This window comes from Neisseria animalis (genome assembly GCF_900636515.1).
In the GTDB taxonomy this organism is placed as follows: domain Bacteria; phylum Pseudomonadota; class Gammaproteobacteria; order Burkholderiales; family Neisseriaceae; genus Neisseria; species Neisseria animalis.
Map to the genome: position 1 here is coordinate 1,778,567 of NZ_LR134287.1, position 15,428 is coordinate 1,793,994.

At 51.1% G+C, this 15,428-nt stretch carries 11 protein-coding genes and 1 pseudogene; 7 read left to right on the plus strand and 5 right to left on the minus strand.

Annotated elements, in window-relative coordinates; all coding sequences use genetic code 11:
* Positions 1-567 precede the first annotated feature (567 nt).
* From EL111_RS08205 to EL111_RS08215, 3 genes are all read left to right on the plus strand, one after another.
* Positions 568-2,151: an L-lactate permease gene (locus tag EL111_RS08205; RefSeq protein WP_123794599.1), complete on the plus strand. Its 1,584-nt coding sequence runs from the start codon at positions 568-570 to the stop codon at positions 2,149-2,151.
* A gap of 556 nt (positions 2,152-2,707) precedes the next feature.
* Positions 2,708-3,451 carry a pseudouridine synthase gene (locus tag EL111_RS08210; protein WP_123794600.1) on the plus strand — a complete coding sequence of 248 codons (744 nt, stop codon included), beginning with the start codon at positions 2,708-2,710 and terminating at the stop codon, positions 3,449-3,451.
* A 675-nt stretch (positions 3,452-4,126) separates the two neighbouring features.
* The gene (locus EL111_RS08215; RefSeq protein WP_123794601.1) at positions 4,127-4,792 is read left to right on the plus strand and encodes a DedA family protein; all 666 of its coding nucleotides are present in this window, start codon (positions 4,127-4,129) and stop codon (positions 4,790-4,792) included.
* A gap of 90 nt (positions 4,793-4,882) precedes the next feature.
* Here EL111_RS08215 and EL111_RS08220 read toward each other — a convergent pair.
* Positions 4,883-6,452: pseudogene (locus tag EL111_RS08220) on the minus strand (glycosyltransferase family 2 protein).
* Positions 6,453-6,542: 90 nt separating this feature from the next.
* Here EL111_RS08220 and EL111_RS08225 point away from each other — a divergent pair.
* Both EL111_RS08225 and EL111_RS08230 read left to right on the plus strand, forming a co-directional pair.
* Complete coding sequence (locus EL111_RS08225) at positions 6,543-7,505, plus strand: tRNA dihydrouridine synthase (protein ID WP_123794603.1); 963 nt, start codon at positions 6,543-6,545, stop codon at positions 7,503-7,505.
* A gap of 272 nt (positions 7,506-7,777) precedes the next feature.
* Positions 7,778-8,539, plus strand: a complete 762-nt coding sequence (locus EL111_RS08230) for an endonuclease/exonuclease/phosphatase family protein (protein ID WP_123794604.1) — start codon at positions 7,778-7,780, stop codon at positions 8,537-8,539.
* 281 nt (positions 8,540-8,820) lie between these two features.
* On the opposite strand, the gene lptG is transcribed toward EL111_RS08230, so the two are convergent.
* Genes lptG through EL111_RS08245 form a run of 3 tightly spaced genes read right to left on the minus strand, consistent with a single transcriptional unit; the run spans position 8,821 to position 11,932 of the window.
* The gene (gene lptG / locus EL111_RS08235; protein ID WP_123794605.1) at positions 8,821-9,891 is read right to left on the minus strand and encodes an LPS export ABC transporter permease LptG; all 1,071 of its coding nucleotides are present in this window, start codon (positions 9,889-9,891) and stop codon (positions 8,821-8,823) included.
* Entirely contained in the window at positions 9,891-11,006 is a 1,116-nt protein-coding gene (gene lptF / locus EL111_RS08240; protein WP_123794606.1) for an LPS export ABC transporter permease LptF, read from the minus strand. Before lptF ends, lptG begins: the two co-directional genes overlap by 1 nt.
* Positions 11,007-11,011: 5 nt before the next feature.
* The gene (locus EL111_RS08245; protein WP_123794607.1) at positions 11,012-11,932 is read right to left on the minus strand and encodes a DUF5672 family protein; all 921 of its coding nucleotides are present in this window, start codon (positions 11,930-11,932) and stop codon (positions 11,012-11,014) included.
* A 157-nt stretch (positions 11,933-12,089) separates the two neighbouring features.
* Between EL111_RS08245 and EL111_RS08250 the strand changes: the two genes are divergently transcribed.
* Positions 12,090-13,499, plus strand: coding sequence for a leucyl aminopeptidase (locus EL111_RS08250; protein WP_123794608.1), 1,410 nt, complete (start codon positions 12,090-12,092; stop codon positions 13,497-13,499).
* Between the two features lie 219 nt (positions 13,500-13,718).
* Here EL111_RS08250 and tehB read toward each other — a convergent pair whose 3' ends face one another.
* The gene (gene tehB, locus EL111_RS08255) at positions 13,719-14,585 is read right to left on the minus strand and encodes an SAM-dependent methyltransferase TehB (protein WP_123794609.1); all 867 of its coding nucleotides are present in this window, start codon (positions 14,583-14,585) and stop codon (positions 13,719-13,721) included.
* 198 nt (positions 14,586-14,783) lie between these two features.
* Between tehB and rnhA the strand changes: the two genes are divergently transcribed.
* Positions 14,784-15,221: a ribonuclease HI gene (gene rnhA, locus EL111_RS08260; protein WP_123794610.1), complete on the plus strand. Its 438-nt coding sequence runs from the start codon at positions 14,784-14,786 to the stop codon at positions 15,219-15,221.
* The last annotated feature ends 207 nt before the right edge of the window (positions 15,222-15,428 follow it).

The following is a 15,428-nucleotide window of genomic DNA, read 5'->3' on the forward strand; positions in this document are numbered from 1 at the left end:
CCGACCTCTCAACCGTTTGGCACAATCCGCATTCCTGCGCCATTCAAACAAATATATAGTCGAATAAAATAAGAATGAGACAAGGCAGCGAAGCCGCAGACAGTACACATAGTACGGCAAGGCAAATCAACGCTGTATCATTCTTATTTTAAATGACTATAGTTACTTAATACCAAATGATACGGCGCTATCTCCTCTTATCGCACCATCTGTGCAGCCTGCGGCTTTGCTGCATCGTCTCATTCTGCATGATTCGACTATCGAATACGGCACGCACACCTTCTCTTTATCCATATCCTCTTTCCATAATGCCTGCCAATCCCTGCCTCTTTAACCGCACACCCCACCCCTTAAAACCCACATTTTTCAAACCAAATCTTAACATTTGCAAAAACAACTTGACCTATTACAACAGATTACGTAAAGTAACCCACTCACTTCAAAAATTGGTAAAACCAATTTACAACATAACTGCCATTCCCAAGCCGTGAGGCTTTATTGCAGTGTGTTTTTCAGACGGCCTGCTCCGGCTCGCCGGTTTCACAATAAACCATAAGGAATTGTTGTATGGCTTTGTTCCTCAGCATTTTCCCCATCGTGCTGCTGATTTGGCTGATGGTGAAAAAAAACAGTATGCCTTCCTACATCGCGCTGCCCATTACCGCAGCATTGATTTACGTGATTAAAATTACCTACTTCGGCGACGATTTTATGTTGCTGAATGCTACCGCCGCTTCCGGTTTGGTTGCCACATTAACGCCGATTACCGTGATTTTCGGTGCGATCATGTTCAACCGCATGATGGAAACCACCGGCTGTATCGACATCATCCGCAAATGGCTGGCCACCATCAATCCGAATCCTGTGGCGCAGCTGATGATTATCGGCTGGGCGTTTGCTTTCATGATTGAAGGTGCTTCAGGCTTCGGTACGCCTGCCGCGATTGCCGCACCAATCTTGATGAGCTTGGGCTTTAATCCCTTGAAAGTGGCGATTTTCACTTTGGTGATGAACTCCGTACCGGTATCGTTCGGCGCAGTCGGCACACCGACTTGGTTCGGCTTTGCTCCGTTGAACCTCACTCCTGAAGAGATTCTGACCATCGGTAAGCAAACCGGTATCATGCACTTCTTTGCCGGTCTGGTTATCCCCGTTATCGGTTTGAGCTTTATCGTACCGTGGGCGGAAATCAAGAAAAACATCGGCTTTGTGTACATCAGCATTCTGGCCTGTACCATTCCTTATGTTGCACTGGCAATGGTTAACGAAGAATTTCCGTCTCTGGTTGCCGGCGCAATCGGCCTGATGATTTCCGTATTTGCCGCCAACCACGGCTGGGGCTTGAGCAAAGAGCACCCGAAAGATCCGAATGCGGAAAAAGTACCGTTTGCCCAAGTGGCCAAAGCCTTGGCTCCGCTGGGTATGCTGATCGGTATGCTGGTCATTACCCGCATCAAGCAACTGGGTCTGAAAGGTCTGCTCACCAGCACCGAACCTTGGTTCAGCTTCTCACTGCCGGGCTTGAGCGACATTACCGTTACCCAATCTCTGACCATCATCTTTGCCGACATCTTCGGCACAGGCGTGGTTGACCGCTACCAAACCCTGTATGTACCGGCATGGATTCCGTTTGTCCTGACCGTATGGATTTGTATCATTCTTTACAAAACCAAATTTGACGATGCTTGGAAATTCTACGTTGCCACCTTCAACCAAACCAAAAAACCGCTGCTGGCATTGATGGGCGCGCTGATTATGGTCAAACTGATGATGGTTGGCGGCGACAAATCCATGGTAAAAGTTATCGGTACCGAATTTGCCGCCATGGCCGGTGAGCATTGGATTTACTTCTCGCCATACTTGGGTGCAATCGGTGCATTCTTCTCCGGCTCGAATACCGTATCCAACCTGACGTTCGGCCCGATTCAGCAACAAATCGCCTTGGATACCGGCTTATCCGTTACCCTGATTCTGGCGTTGCAGTCTGTAGGTGGCGCAATGGGTAACATGGTGTGTATCAACAACATCATTGCTGTCTGCTCGGTGGTTAATGTCAACAACTCCGAAGGTGCGATTATCAAGAAAACCGTTATCCCGATGGCTCTTTACGGTATCATCGCCGTAATCGTCGCCATGATACTGTTTATGTAATCCTCTGAACAGCAAAGCCGTCTGCAAAAGCCCGGTGGAAACCATATCCGTTTCCGGCTTTTGCAGACGGCTTTTTTACATCTCAAAATTCGCGTAATTACCCAAAACAACCAACCATATCACGCAACACAACATTCCCCTCTTATAGTCGAATAAAATAAGAATGAGACAAGGCAGCGAAGCCGCAGACAGTACACATAGTACGGCAAGGCAAAGCAACGCTGTATCATTCTTATTTTAAATGACTATATATGGTGAAGCAAACCGTTGCAGCATGAACCTGCCCTACCGAAAGAAAAAACCGCCGAAACAGCAAATCCGCCGCTCCATTGCCGATTGCCCGCAGCCTCTATTTTTCTCTAATGCACAATATAGTCGAATAAAATAAGAATGAGACAAGGCAGCGAAGCCGCAGACAGTACACATAGTACGGCAAGGCAAAGCAACGCTGTATCATTCTTATTTTAAATGACTATATTTTCCAAACATACAAGCCAATCCCGCTTCACACCCATCAATGCTATAATCCGCCCTATCCAACTCCGAACATCACACCATGCAAGCCGATACCCCAGAGACCATGCGCCTTTCCAAACGCATGGCACAACTAGGATTATGTTCCCGCCGCGAAGCCGACAGCTACATCGAACAAGGCTGGGTCAAAGTCAACGGCCAAACCGCCGTACTCGGCCAAAAAGTAACCGAAGCCGACCGCATCGACCTCCACAAGCAGGCACACGAAACCCAAGCCGCGCGCGTAACCATCTTACTGAACAAACCCGTCGGCTACGTCAGCGCACAAGCCGAAAAAGGATACAAAGCCGCTGCCGAGCTGATTACGCCCGAAAACCAATGGGAAGGCGACGACAGCCGCATCCGCTTCAACGAAAAACACAAATTCGGCCTTGCCCCCGCCGGCAGACTAGACATCGATTCCGTCGGGCTGCTCGTACTCACCCAAGACGGCAGAATCGCCAAACAACTCATCGGCGAACACAGCAACAGCGAAAAAGAATACCTCGTTCGGGTGCGCGGCAAACTCGACAACCAAGGTCTCGCCCTACTCAACCACGGCTTGAGCTTAGACGGCGAAAAACTGCGCCCCGCCAAAGTAGAATGGCAAAACGAAGACCAATTGCGCTTTATCCTGAAACAAGGCAAAAAACGCCAAATCCGCCGCATGTGCGAGCTGGTTGGTCTGCGCGTCGTCGGCCTCAAACGCATCCGCATGGGCAAAGTCAAACTCGGCAAACTTCCCCCCGGCAAATGGCGTTATCTGAAAGCAGGCGAAACATTCTGACAGCGTTGTGCCGGCACACATCCGCCAGCTAGGATACCCCCAACCCCTCCGCCGACATCAGGCCGTCTGCAAAATCAAACAGACGGCCTCAACAGCAAAACAGCAAAACAGCAAAACCGTATATTTTGTTGCGTCCGGCCGACAATATTTTTCAGGAAATTGTTCCGCACAATATGAAATAAAACACAAAAAGCATTATCCCAAACACCCGATTTGCATTTTTATTTTCTTTCACTGCAACATTTTCACAACAAAAAAACCTGATTTTATGCGTAAAGAATAAAATCAAATAATAACAAACCGATTTCATCAATAATATACATAATTTAACTTTACTTAACACAAAAACCGTAGGCATTATGTATAATGAACTCCGTCTGAGTAAGACTTATCCGCAAGGGTAAGTAGTGAGTAAGACGTTTTCCCCGTAATGTGTTTGGCCATCTATACTTTTCCCCTTTGTATAGATGGTTTTTTTTGCCTACTGCACAGACAGCACGTTTTCAGCCTGAAAGAAAAATTAAAAATATCCGCCTGCTGCCGCAGCATATTTTTTCATTTTCTTTCAAGTAAAGCCGCGAATCGGATTTGCAGACGGCATACAGGCCGTCTGCAAAACGCTCAAACCTTACCGCAAAACCATACACCCCGATACACCAGCAGGAACACAGTTTCATGGACGCTTTCATTGCCCTTTTCAGCGGCATCATCGATTTTATCCTCCACATCGACCAACACTTGACTGCCCTTGCCTCGCAATACGGCGTATGGATTTACGCCATTCTGTTTATCATCGTATTCTGCGAAACCGGCCTTGTCGTTACCCCGTTTCTGCCGGGCGATTCCCTGCTGTTTGCTGCCGGCGGGATTGCCGCATTGGGCAGCATGAACATTCATCTGATGGTTTTACTGCTGCTGGCGGCGGCCATTCTCGGCGATGCCGTCAACTTCGCCATCGGCAAATATTTCGGCGAAAAACTGTTTGCCAACCCCGATTCCAAAATTTTCCGCCGTGCCTATCTGGAAAAAACCCATGCCTTTTATGAAAAACACGGCGGAAAAACCATCATCATCGCCCGCTTCGTGCCGATTGTCCGCACCTTTGCCCCATTTGTCGCCGGCATGGGGCACATGGACTACCGCAAATTTATCCGCTACAACATCATCGGCGCAGTTGCTTGGGTGGTGCTGTTTTCTTATGCAGGCTATTTCTTCGCCAACATTCCTGCCGTGAAAAACAATCTGGCGCTGGTGCTGGCAGCCATCATCATTATTTCGGTTTTGCCCGCCGTTATCGAAATCGTCCGCGCCCGCAGCAAAGCGAAGAAGAACGCCGACTGACAACCAACCCTAAAAAAGCCGTCTGCAAAATCACGAAGCCTGATTTTGCAGACGGCTTTTCCTATCAATATCTGATGATTAAATATCTGATTATCGGTCTTCCGATAAAAACGCATCAATACCATTTTCACAGCGGACGGTGCGATTGCTCAATGTGGTTTGCAAACGCACATCATTCTTCGGCAAAGCGTCCCGCTCGGCTTCGTGATGATAGAGATGGTATGCCACGCCGGCGAATTTGAGATTGTGCCGTTTCATGCCGTTATGGTAGCAGCGGGCGACAAATTCGCTGTCCTCCCTCCCCCAGCCGACAAACTCATTGTCAAAGCCGTTAACCGCCAGCGCATCTTCACGAAAAAATCCCATATTGCAGGTTTTGATGCCCTTGTGCTGACAACTTCCCCGACTGCCGGCATATGAAGACAAGAACCGGCAGCGCACCGCCGAAATGCGTTTACCGATGCCTTTGCTCCAAGCAGAAAGTTTCGGCAAACCGTTTTCGGAGAGAATTTCCCGAGTGCGCGTTTCGGTCAGCAAAACCCGCGAACCTTGTATCAGGCGGCCTTTGTGCGCCCTATCGATATGATCGGCAATAAAGTGCGGCTCAAGCAGCATATCGCCATCAATCAAAACAATATAATCACTTTGTGCCATGGCAATGGCACGGTTTCTTGCCTCTGCCGCACGGAAACCGTCGTCCGGCCGCCAAGCGTGCTTGACCGGCACGGGGGAAACCTGCCGGAAACGGCGTACCACTTCGGCCGTTTCCTCACCCGAACCATCATCGGCAATAATGATTTCGTCGGGCAGACGGGTTTGCGCCAATGCCGATTGCAACACTTTCTCCAAAGCATCGGGACGATTGTAAGTCGTTATCACCAAAGCCGTGGAAAGCCGGCGGTTTCGCTCGTAAAGTTTGACATATTTGTAGTACGAACCTTGCGCGTTGGCAATCGAAATCGTCAGCCCGTCCGCACCATACATAAACCCGCGTTTAAACAGGTAGTTTTTGATAAACGATACGCCGCCGTGCAATAATGCTTTCGATAAAGAAGCCGGTTTTTTGTATTGGTTTTCATCGGCATACAGTGAGCTGTACTGCTGCATTTTCTTAACCAATCCTTCGGCATTCTCAAACGAATAATGCTTCAGGCAACCCGGCAAAACCTGTTTGACCGATTCCGGCGGCAGAATCAAAGCCTCGTGAACCTGACGGTCGGAAAAGCGGGTAAATTCCCTGTGGTAAAGGCGCGGCAGAACATCAGGATACCAACCGCATGCTTTAATCAAACGGCGGTTATAGTGGTTCAGGCGTGAAAGCATAAAGATTTTGCGGGGATTGTTTTCGGCTACTGCCGCGCGAATCCCTCCAATCAATACTTCATCGGCCACTTCATCGCTATCGATACTGAAAATCCAATCATGTTTTGCCAGCCTCTGCCGCACGGTTTTTCATCGGCCCGAAACCATCAAACTCATGGTAACAGCAGCGGACATTGGCAAACTGCGCGGCAATTTCCAAAGTTCTGTCGGTCGAACCGTTGTCCAGCAGCAGTATTTCATCAAAATCCGCCAATGCGTCCAATACTTCGGCAAGATGAGGTTCGGAGTTTTTTACCAATATGGCAGCAGTGGCCGGAATGGGGGGTGTCGGGGTCATAAAAGAAGCCGTCTGAAAAACTGTCTGCGTGTATTTTACCCGATATACCGCTACAATACGCATTTGATTTTACAGACGGCCTTTCCAACCATGCAGCTTATTCTTGCGCCCATGCAGGGGCTTTGCGATGATGTGATGCGCGATTTGCTGACCCGTATCGGCGGCTACGACGAATGCGTAAGCGAGTTTGTCCGCATTACCCATACCGTGCATTCCCGTGCCACATGGCTCAAACACATACCGGAAATCGCCACCGGCAACAAAACCTTTGCCGGTACGCCCTGCACAGTGCAGCTTTTGGGCAGCGATGCGGACAATATGGCGGTCAACGCGCTGGAAGCGGTGCGTTTCGGTGCGGACAAAATCGACTTGAATTTCGGCTGCCCCGCGCCGACGGTCAACAAACACAAAGGCGGAGCGGTGTTGCTGAAAGAGCCGGAGCTGATTTTCCATATTGTGAAAACCCTGCGCGAACGCTTGCCCGCGCATATTCCGCTGACCGGAAAAATGCGTTTGGGATTTGAAGACAAAAGCCTTGCTTTGGAATGTGCGGCGGCGATTGCAGACGGCGGCGCATGCGGCCTGACGGTACACGCGCGTACCAAGGTCGAAGGCTACGAACCGCCCGCGCATTGGGATTGGGTCAGGAAAATCCGCGAAGCAGTAGATATTCCGGTTACCGCAAACGGCGATGTGTTCAGCTTAAAGGATTATCTGGAAATTAAAGAAACCAGCGGTTGCGACAGCGTCATGATCGGGCGGGGGGCGGTAATCCGGCCGGATTTGGCGCGGCAGATTAAGCAATACGAGGCGGGCAATGCGGTATCGGAAGCGGATTTTGCTGAAATTGCAGGCTGGATAAGGCTGTTTTTCGACTTGTGCTTGGCCAAAGAAAGCAACAACAAATATCCCGTTGCCCGTTTGAAACAATGGCTGGGCATGATGAAAAAAGCCTACGCGCCCGCACAGGAATTGTTTGAACAAGTGCGCCCGATTAAGGAAGCCGATGAAGTTCGAAGGATTTTGGCGGTATTTGAGCAAACGCAAATATAGTCATTTAAAATAAGAATGATACAGCGTTGCTTTGCCTTGCCGTACTATGTGTACTGTCTGCGGCTTCGCTGCCTTGTCTCATTCTTATTTTATTCGACTATAAATCTGAATGCGGCAAAATAAGCGTAAAGGCCGTCTGCAAAATCAGGATATGCGATTTGCAGACGGCCTTTCCACAAACCCTTTCAAATTTTACACAGCCTGCCAACCATCTGTAAGCAACAATGCTATACTGTAACAATCAATCCGTTTAAAAATTCTGTTGCAACAATATGCCCGCCTCGCCCGTTACCATTACATCTTACAATATGCACAAAGGAATGTCGGCGCTCAACCGCAAGGTGCAGCTCAACCGCATGGCGGAAGAGTTGAAAGGCTTAAATTCCGATGTATTGTTTCTGCAGGAAGTGCAGGGGCTGCATATGGAACGCAGCAGCCGCTTTTCCGAGTTCCCCGACCGGCCGCATTACGATGTTTTGGGCGAACATTTGGATTTTCACCGCAGCTACGGTAAAAACGCCGTCTATCCCGAACGCCATCATGGCAACGCCATTCTCAGCCACCTGCCGATTGATACGCGCCACAATCTGGATATTACGGTGAATAAAATGGAACAGCGCGGTATGCTGCATTGCGAAGTGCTGCCCGAAGGTTGGGAAACGCCGCTGGTCTGCCTGTGCGCCCATTTGAACTTGCGCGAACCCGACCGTGCCAAACAATATCGGGCGATTTTTGAATATGTCAGCCGCCACATCAGCAGCGACAGCCCCTTGGTCATCGCCGGAGATTTCAACGACTGGCGGCAGAAATCGGCCTTATCGCTGGGCAAGGCTTTAAACTTGGAAGAAGTTTTTGTGGATCAGCAAGGCAAACGGCCGAAAACCTTTCCTGCCCGTATGCCGCTGTTGAGCCTTGACCGCGTTTATACGCGCAATTTGGAAATTTTGGATACCCAAATCCACAACAGCACCAACTGGCAAAAACTCTCCGACCACCTGCCGTTGAGCGTCAAATTCAAACCCAAATTACCCTGAACCGTACAATCGGCAGCATGACAACAGCCGCGATATGTCCGCCTTGGCTATCGTCTTCTCTCAGTTGCCGTTCATCATGATGCAGTCGAATCACACAAAGTGAGCCAAGGCAATACCATTCGGCAAACCGGTTGCTTCATCGGCAGCTTGCCCCCTCTTTGAGCAAAACGCGGCAACGCCGTATCATTCTGCGTTCAATAAGCATACCAAAGGCCGTCTGCAAAACAGCATACGCCATTTGCAGACGGCCTTATCTTGATTTTTCTGTCAATCCGTTCAGCCTACCGCTTTTCCTGCCTGCGTATCAAATACACCGCCAGCAGCGCGAAAATAATGGTCGGCAGCGCACCGGCAAGAAACGGCGGAATACCGTAAAGCTGGCTGGTAAAGCCGAACAAACGTCCGGCGAAGTGAAACGCCAAACCCAAACAAATGCCGCCAAACAGCTTCAAGCCCATGTTGCCGTGGCGCGTATTTTGCGGCGTAAAAGCAAAAGCCACCAAAGCCATCACCCAAGCGGCAACCGGATACACCAGCTTGCGCCACCACGCAATCTCATAGGTTTGCGTTTGCTGGTGGTTATTTTCCAAATGGGTGATGTAAGTCGTCAACTCCGCCACCGACATTTGCTCAGGATCGACCAGCAATACATCAAGCAGACTGCTTTTCAACGAAACCGGCCAAGATTCCTCTACGGTCTCGGAAATATCGATTTTGTCAGCCCCCAAAACGCTGCGGCGCACGTTTTTCAGCAGCCAACTGCCGTCTGCATTGAGCACCGCCCGTTCCGCTTCAGCAGCTTCTACCAGCTCGTGACAGTCGTCATGCCGCCAAATTTTAATTCCCAAAAGCGTATGGTCGGGCAGCATCTCGCGCACATTGATGATATTGTTTTGCTCTTTCAGCCACAAGCCCGAAGCACCGGCACTGATTTTCCCGTGAACCGCGCTGGCTTTGATGTTTTCCGCACGCTGGCTCAACGACGGCGCTACCCACTCTCCCAACACAGCCGTTGCCACAGCAAAAATCAAACCGAATTGCGACAAAATCAGCAACAGCCTTTTGGTACTCAACCCGCTGGCTTTCATGACCGTCAATTCACTGCCCGAAGCAAGCTGGCTCAACGCAATCAATCCGCCGATTAATACGCCCAGCGGCATCAATTCATAGGCGCGCGCGGGCATCTGCAACAACACATATTGCGCCATTTCCCAGCCGCCGTAATTTCCCCTGCCGAGATTGCCCGCTTCATCAATGATTTCAAAAAAACTGTACAACGCCAAAAACGCCAACAGCGCATACACGGCCATCACAGCCATCTGGCGGATAATATAACGCGAAACCAAATTCATTATTTTCCGCCTTTCAGGGTCAGACTTTTACCTACTGCCTGCCAAAACGGCTGCGCCGGCATACTGCGAACCCTCAACAGCACCACCGCCACCAGAAAAACCAGCACGTGCATCGGCAACAAACCGACAACAAACGGAATGCTGCCGTCTTCCACCGCACGGCGCAACAGGGTCAAGCCGTTTTGGTAAATCAAAAACATACCGATGGCAATCAGAATATTGTAAGTATGCCCTGTCCGCGGATTAAAGTACGACAGCGGCACAGCCAGCAGGCACAACAATAAAACACTGATCGGCAGCGATACGCGCCACATCAGCTCCGCGCGGTGTTGCGGATTGCTGCTGCCGACAAGCTGCTCGGTCGGAATGGTACGGCGGTGGGAAATCGGATCGACAATTTTCGGCGTGGTGCTGATAATCAGATTGAGCTTTTCAAACGATACCTGATTGTAATCCCCTCTGCCGGGCGTACCGCTGTAACGGTAGCCGTTACGCAGCTCTAAAGTGCGCTTGTTGTCTTCCAAAGAGAAGTTGCCCTCTTTGGCAAAGACCACCGTATCATTCCCTTTTTCGTCCTGCTCCCGCAAAAACAAATTTTTCATAACCCCCGAACCGGCATCGAAGGTTTCCACAAAATATACCCGGTCGCTGCGTTTGCCCAAAGAATTAAACGTACCGGCCTCCACCAGCGATAATTCCTGCTTTTGCTTGAGCAATTCCGCATATTCGCGGCTGCGTAACTCCGCCCAAGGCATTACCCAAAGCTGCATCACCGCAATCAGCAAGGAAAAGGGAACGGCAAACTGCATAACCGGCTTAATCCACTGGCGCAACGCCAAGCCGCACGAGAGCCATACCGACATCTCGCTGTCGCGCCAATAGCGGGTCAGCACCGTCAGCGTACTGATAAATGCCGTCAACACCAATAAAAGCGGTGTCATACCGATGACCCAGAAGCCGACCAATGCCAGCACTGCTTCCGTTGCCACCCGTCCGTCTGCCGCCCGACCGAGCAGGTTGATGGCCTGTGTCGAAACCAATACCGCCAGCAGCACCACAAATACGCCCACAGCGGCAAACGACAGCTCTTTAATGAAATTCCGTTGGTAAATCATAGCGTTCAATCAAAAAACAAATGCAGCCCCTGCTGCAAAGCGGCGTTTATCCATAATTTTGCATGAGGGTCGGCAAGCAGCACATTATGGAAATGCTCTTCGTCCACCCCGACAAAACGGACGGTATCCAACCCCTCCAGCAACCAACGCCCCATTGAATGCACGCCCAAAATATCTTCAAACGGCACATTCCGCAACGGCGGCGTAATGGTACTCTCGTAAGCAAACCAATCCGCCACACCCAAAGGCGCAAAGCGGAAACCCTGCTCTTCCAAACCCTGCCGCCACAGCCCGGAAAGCAACACATCTTCATTCGCCGCCGTCGAAAACGCCACCGCTATCTTAATGTCTTCCTGCCTACCGCCCGAATGCGGAGGGCGAACCGGTTGCGGCATTTCCGGCGGCACAAACAAACCGTAGCGGCGCGGGGCTTCCAGCAATCTGCGGCTTCTCAAACTGAAACCGCCGTTTTGCAACTCATAACCGTCCATCGGCAGCTGTTTGGTTACACACTCAAACCATTTGTCCGACCAACCGATTTCCCAAACACCATTTTGCAGACGGCCTAATTTCGGAATCGGCGCACCGAGATAATCGTATTGCCAAAACTCATCGCGCCAGTTTTTGCCGTCCAACACCCAGCCGTCGTTCTGCACCACCAAGCAATAATCCGTTTCGATCAAATCGGCGAGCAGATAAAGCATGAAATAATTGTATTCCAAATAACCAAACGGGCGGCAGGCATAATGCGCCAGCGGCAGCGCGGACAATTCAGCCTCATCAAAAGCCCTCGGCCGCGACGGGCTGACCAGCAATCCCCGCGCACCGGGCAGCTCCCGGCAGCTTCGCGCCACAGCATAAGCCGATCCTTCCGTATAGGCATCGCTGCCGGTTACCGCAACCACGGTCAAATTGGAAAAAGACATCGCAATCCAATCAAGAAAATCAGGCCGGCGGCAAGGTTTCAGACAAGGCAAACATGGAGTACAATCCAAATCACTGTTTACAGACGGCATGATAATCGGAAAATACCCGCCCATGCCGTCTGTAAAACGCATACCGCCCACAAACAGGAGAACAAACGTGGAATTTAGCACAAAAGCCGAAACATTGCAGCCGCAACCGACAGGCGCGCAATTATTTGTCTGCACCGAAACCGCACAGCCTGAAAACGATACCGCCCGCGCACTCTGCCAATCGCTGGAAGAAGGACAACAGTTTGCCGAAGCCAAAATCCCCACTGCAGACGGCATTCAGGCCGCAGCCGTATTGCGTCTGAAAGATTTAAACCGCGCCTCATTGAACAAAGCCGCTGCCGAAGCGGCCAAATGGGCGCAACACCAAACACACGTCGGCGTAGACATCAGCCTGTTCGGTGAAACCGATGCACCGAATGTAGCCGAAGCCCTCGCCGTCGCATTCGGCAATGCCGCCTACCGTTTCGACCGCTACAAAAAAGAGGCCAAGCCGGCCAAATTCGAAACCGCCGTATTCCACAGTGCCCATACCGATAAAGTCAATGCGGCCTTGGCAGTCGCCGAAGCGCAAGTTTACGGCCAAACCATCTGCCGCGATTTGGGCAACGCCGCACCAAACGAATGCACACCGGAATTTTTGGCACACACCGCCAAAGCCGAAGCCGAAAAACTCGGTGCTGCCGCAAAAATCATCGGCAAAGACTATATTCAAGAAAACATGGGCGCGTTCTGGTCGGTTGCCAAAGGCAGCGTCCAAAACCCTTACTTGGTCGAATTGAGCTACTCCGGTGCCGCCGACAAAACCGCCGCCCCCATCGTTCTGGTCGGCAAAGGCATCACCTTCGACAGCGGCGGCATCTCGCTCAAACCCGGTGCCAATATGGACGAAATGAAGTTTGACATGTGCGGCGCGGCTACCGTTATCGGCACTTTCTGCGCGGCGGTCAAGCTGAAACTGCCGATTAATCTGATTGCCATCGTTCCCACCTGCGAAAACATGCCCGCCGGCAACGCCAACAAACCGGGAGATGTCGTGAAAAGCATGAACGGCTTGACCATCGAAGTCTTGAACACCGATGCCGAAGGCCGTCTGATTTTGTGCGACGCGCTGACCTACGCCGAACAGTTCAAACCCCAAGCCGTGATTGATGTCGCCACCCTCACCGGCGCGTGCATCATCGCACTGGGACATGATGTCAGCGGCGTGATGGGCAACAATCAGGATTTGGTCGACAGCCTGCTGGCCGCCTCCAAAGCCGTGGACGACAAAGCATGGCAGTTGCCGCTGTTTGACACCTACAAAGAACAGCTCAAATCCAACTTTGCCGACCTGCCCAACATCGGCACACCCGGCGCGGGCACGATTACCGCCGGCACCTTCCTCTCTTACTTCACCGAAAACTATCCGTGGGCGCACCTCGACATCGCGGGCACGGCATGGAAATCCGGCGGCGAAAAAGGCGCGACCGGCCGCCCCGTACCGCTGCTGTTGAACTATTTGCGTCATTTGGCGTAAGCCCCGCGCGCAAGACAAAAAGGCCGTCTGTAAAACCAGCCTGCGGATAAATTTCCGCCCGGCGCGTTTTACAGACGGCCTTTTATAGTCGAATAAAATAAGAATGAGACAAGGCAGCGAAGCCACAGACAGTACACATAGTACGGCAAGGCAAAGCAACGCTGTATCATTCTTATTTTAAATGACTATACTGCTCCGCTTCGGGCAATGTTTCGTCTGTTACGGCTTTTTCGCCAACATCGTTACAAATTTAAACTGGATCGGATTGCCAAACTCGTCTTTCGCGTGCATCGCGCCGAGTTCTTCCCGATATTCCAAAATATCCCAATCCTGATAGCAGCGGCGCAGCTCCTCTTCTTGAAACTTGAACGGAAACGGCATAGGACAAGGAAAATCGGGCGTATCCATGGCCGAAACAATCAGATTGTAACCGCCCGCGCGGGTATGCGCCTGCATATCGGCGATAACGTGCGGCACACGCTCCGGCTGTAAAAACATCAGCACCACCGTTGCCACAATATAATCATAATCCTCCTGCAAAGCGGCGGCGTTCAAATCATACAGCTCCGTGCGGATTTTCAAGCCCTCCTGCCGCGCCAACTCCGCCACATGGTGCAGCGCGTTCGGATTGGTATCGACCGCCGTTACCTCGAAATCCTGCAAACCGAGAAACAGCGCATTGCGCCCCTGTCCGCACCCCATATCTAAGGCTTTGCCGGCCGGCACAATATCCTGCGCCGCACGAACGGCCGAATGCGTGGCACTCATGCCGTATTTCTTACTGAAATAATCGGCCGCTTCGCAATAAAACTCCAATTGGATACGCACATCATCGCTTTGCGGTTCGATGCGGTGCCATGCCTGCGGTTCGATAATCCAATCGCCGCTGTTGCTATCCAAACTGTGTACCGAAGTTTCCGCACCCGTTTCATCTAAGCCGATAAAATGCAGACGGCCTTGTAACACCACCAACCGCCCCCAAGTACCCACAGCGGTATTGTGCCGTTCCAACAACGCGGCAGGAATGTCTTCCGCCGTCCAAACGGGCATTTGCCGGTAACACAACAATTCCTGTTGCTCGCTCATTTTTCCATTTCCGAAATTTAATAACATTCATATTATATTCTTGTTTTATCGGAATGCAAACGCAAATATGCAGACGGCCTGCAAACAGCCGCCGTAGCCGCTTCGGGCTGTGATAAAATCTGCGGCTGAACATACCGGCATTTTCCCTTTTGGCGGCACACGCCTGCCGCTCATGCCGTCTGCAAAATGGAGCACATCATGGAAAAAACCGTTTATCTCTATACCGATGGCGCGTGCAAAGGCAATCCGGGCGCAGGCGGCTGGGGCGTGCTCATGCGCTACGGCGAACACGAAAAAGAACTTTTCGGCGGCGAAGCGGAAACCACCAACAACCGTATGGAGCTGACCGCCGTCATCGAAGGCTTGAAAAGTCTGAAACGCCGCTGTTCGGTGGAAATCTGCACCGATTCCCAATATGTGAAAAACGGCATGGAAAGCTGGATACACGGCTGGAAAAAAAACGGCTGGAAAACCGCCGCGAAAAAGCCGGTTAAAAACGATGATTTATGGAAAACACTCGATGATTTGGTCGCCCGCCACGATGTCCGCTGGGCATGGGTAAAAGGCCATGCCGGACATACGGAAAACGAACGCGCCGACCGTTTGGCCAATCTCGGCGCGGAGCAGTTTTCCTGAACAATAAATATTTGCCCTGTTCAAGCCGATAGGCATTGACGGCAAACTTTTATGGCACGGCATTCAACCATCATGCGGTAAAAACGGCTGTCAGAGCGGCAAACAAAGAATGTTTCCAAACAAAGGCCGTCTGCAAAACAGGCAATCCGATATTCGAATATGCCTGTTTTGCAGACGGCCTTTTTTATAGTCTTTTAAAATAAGAAT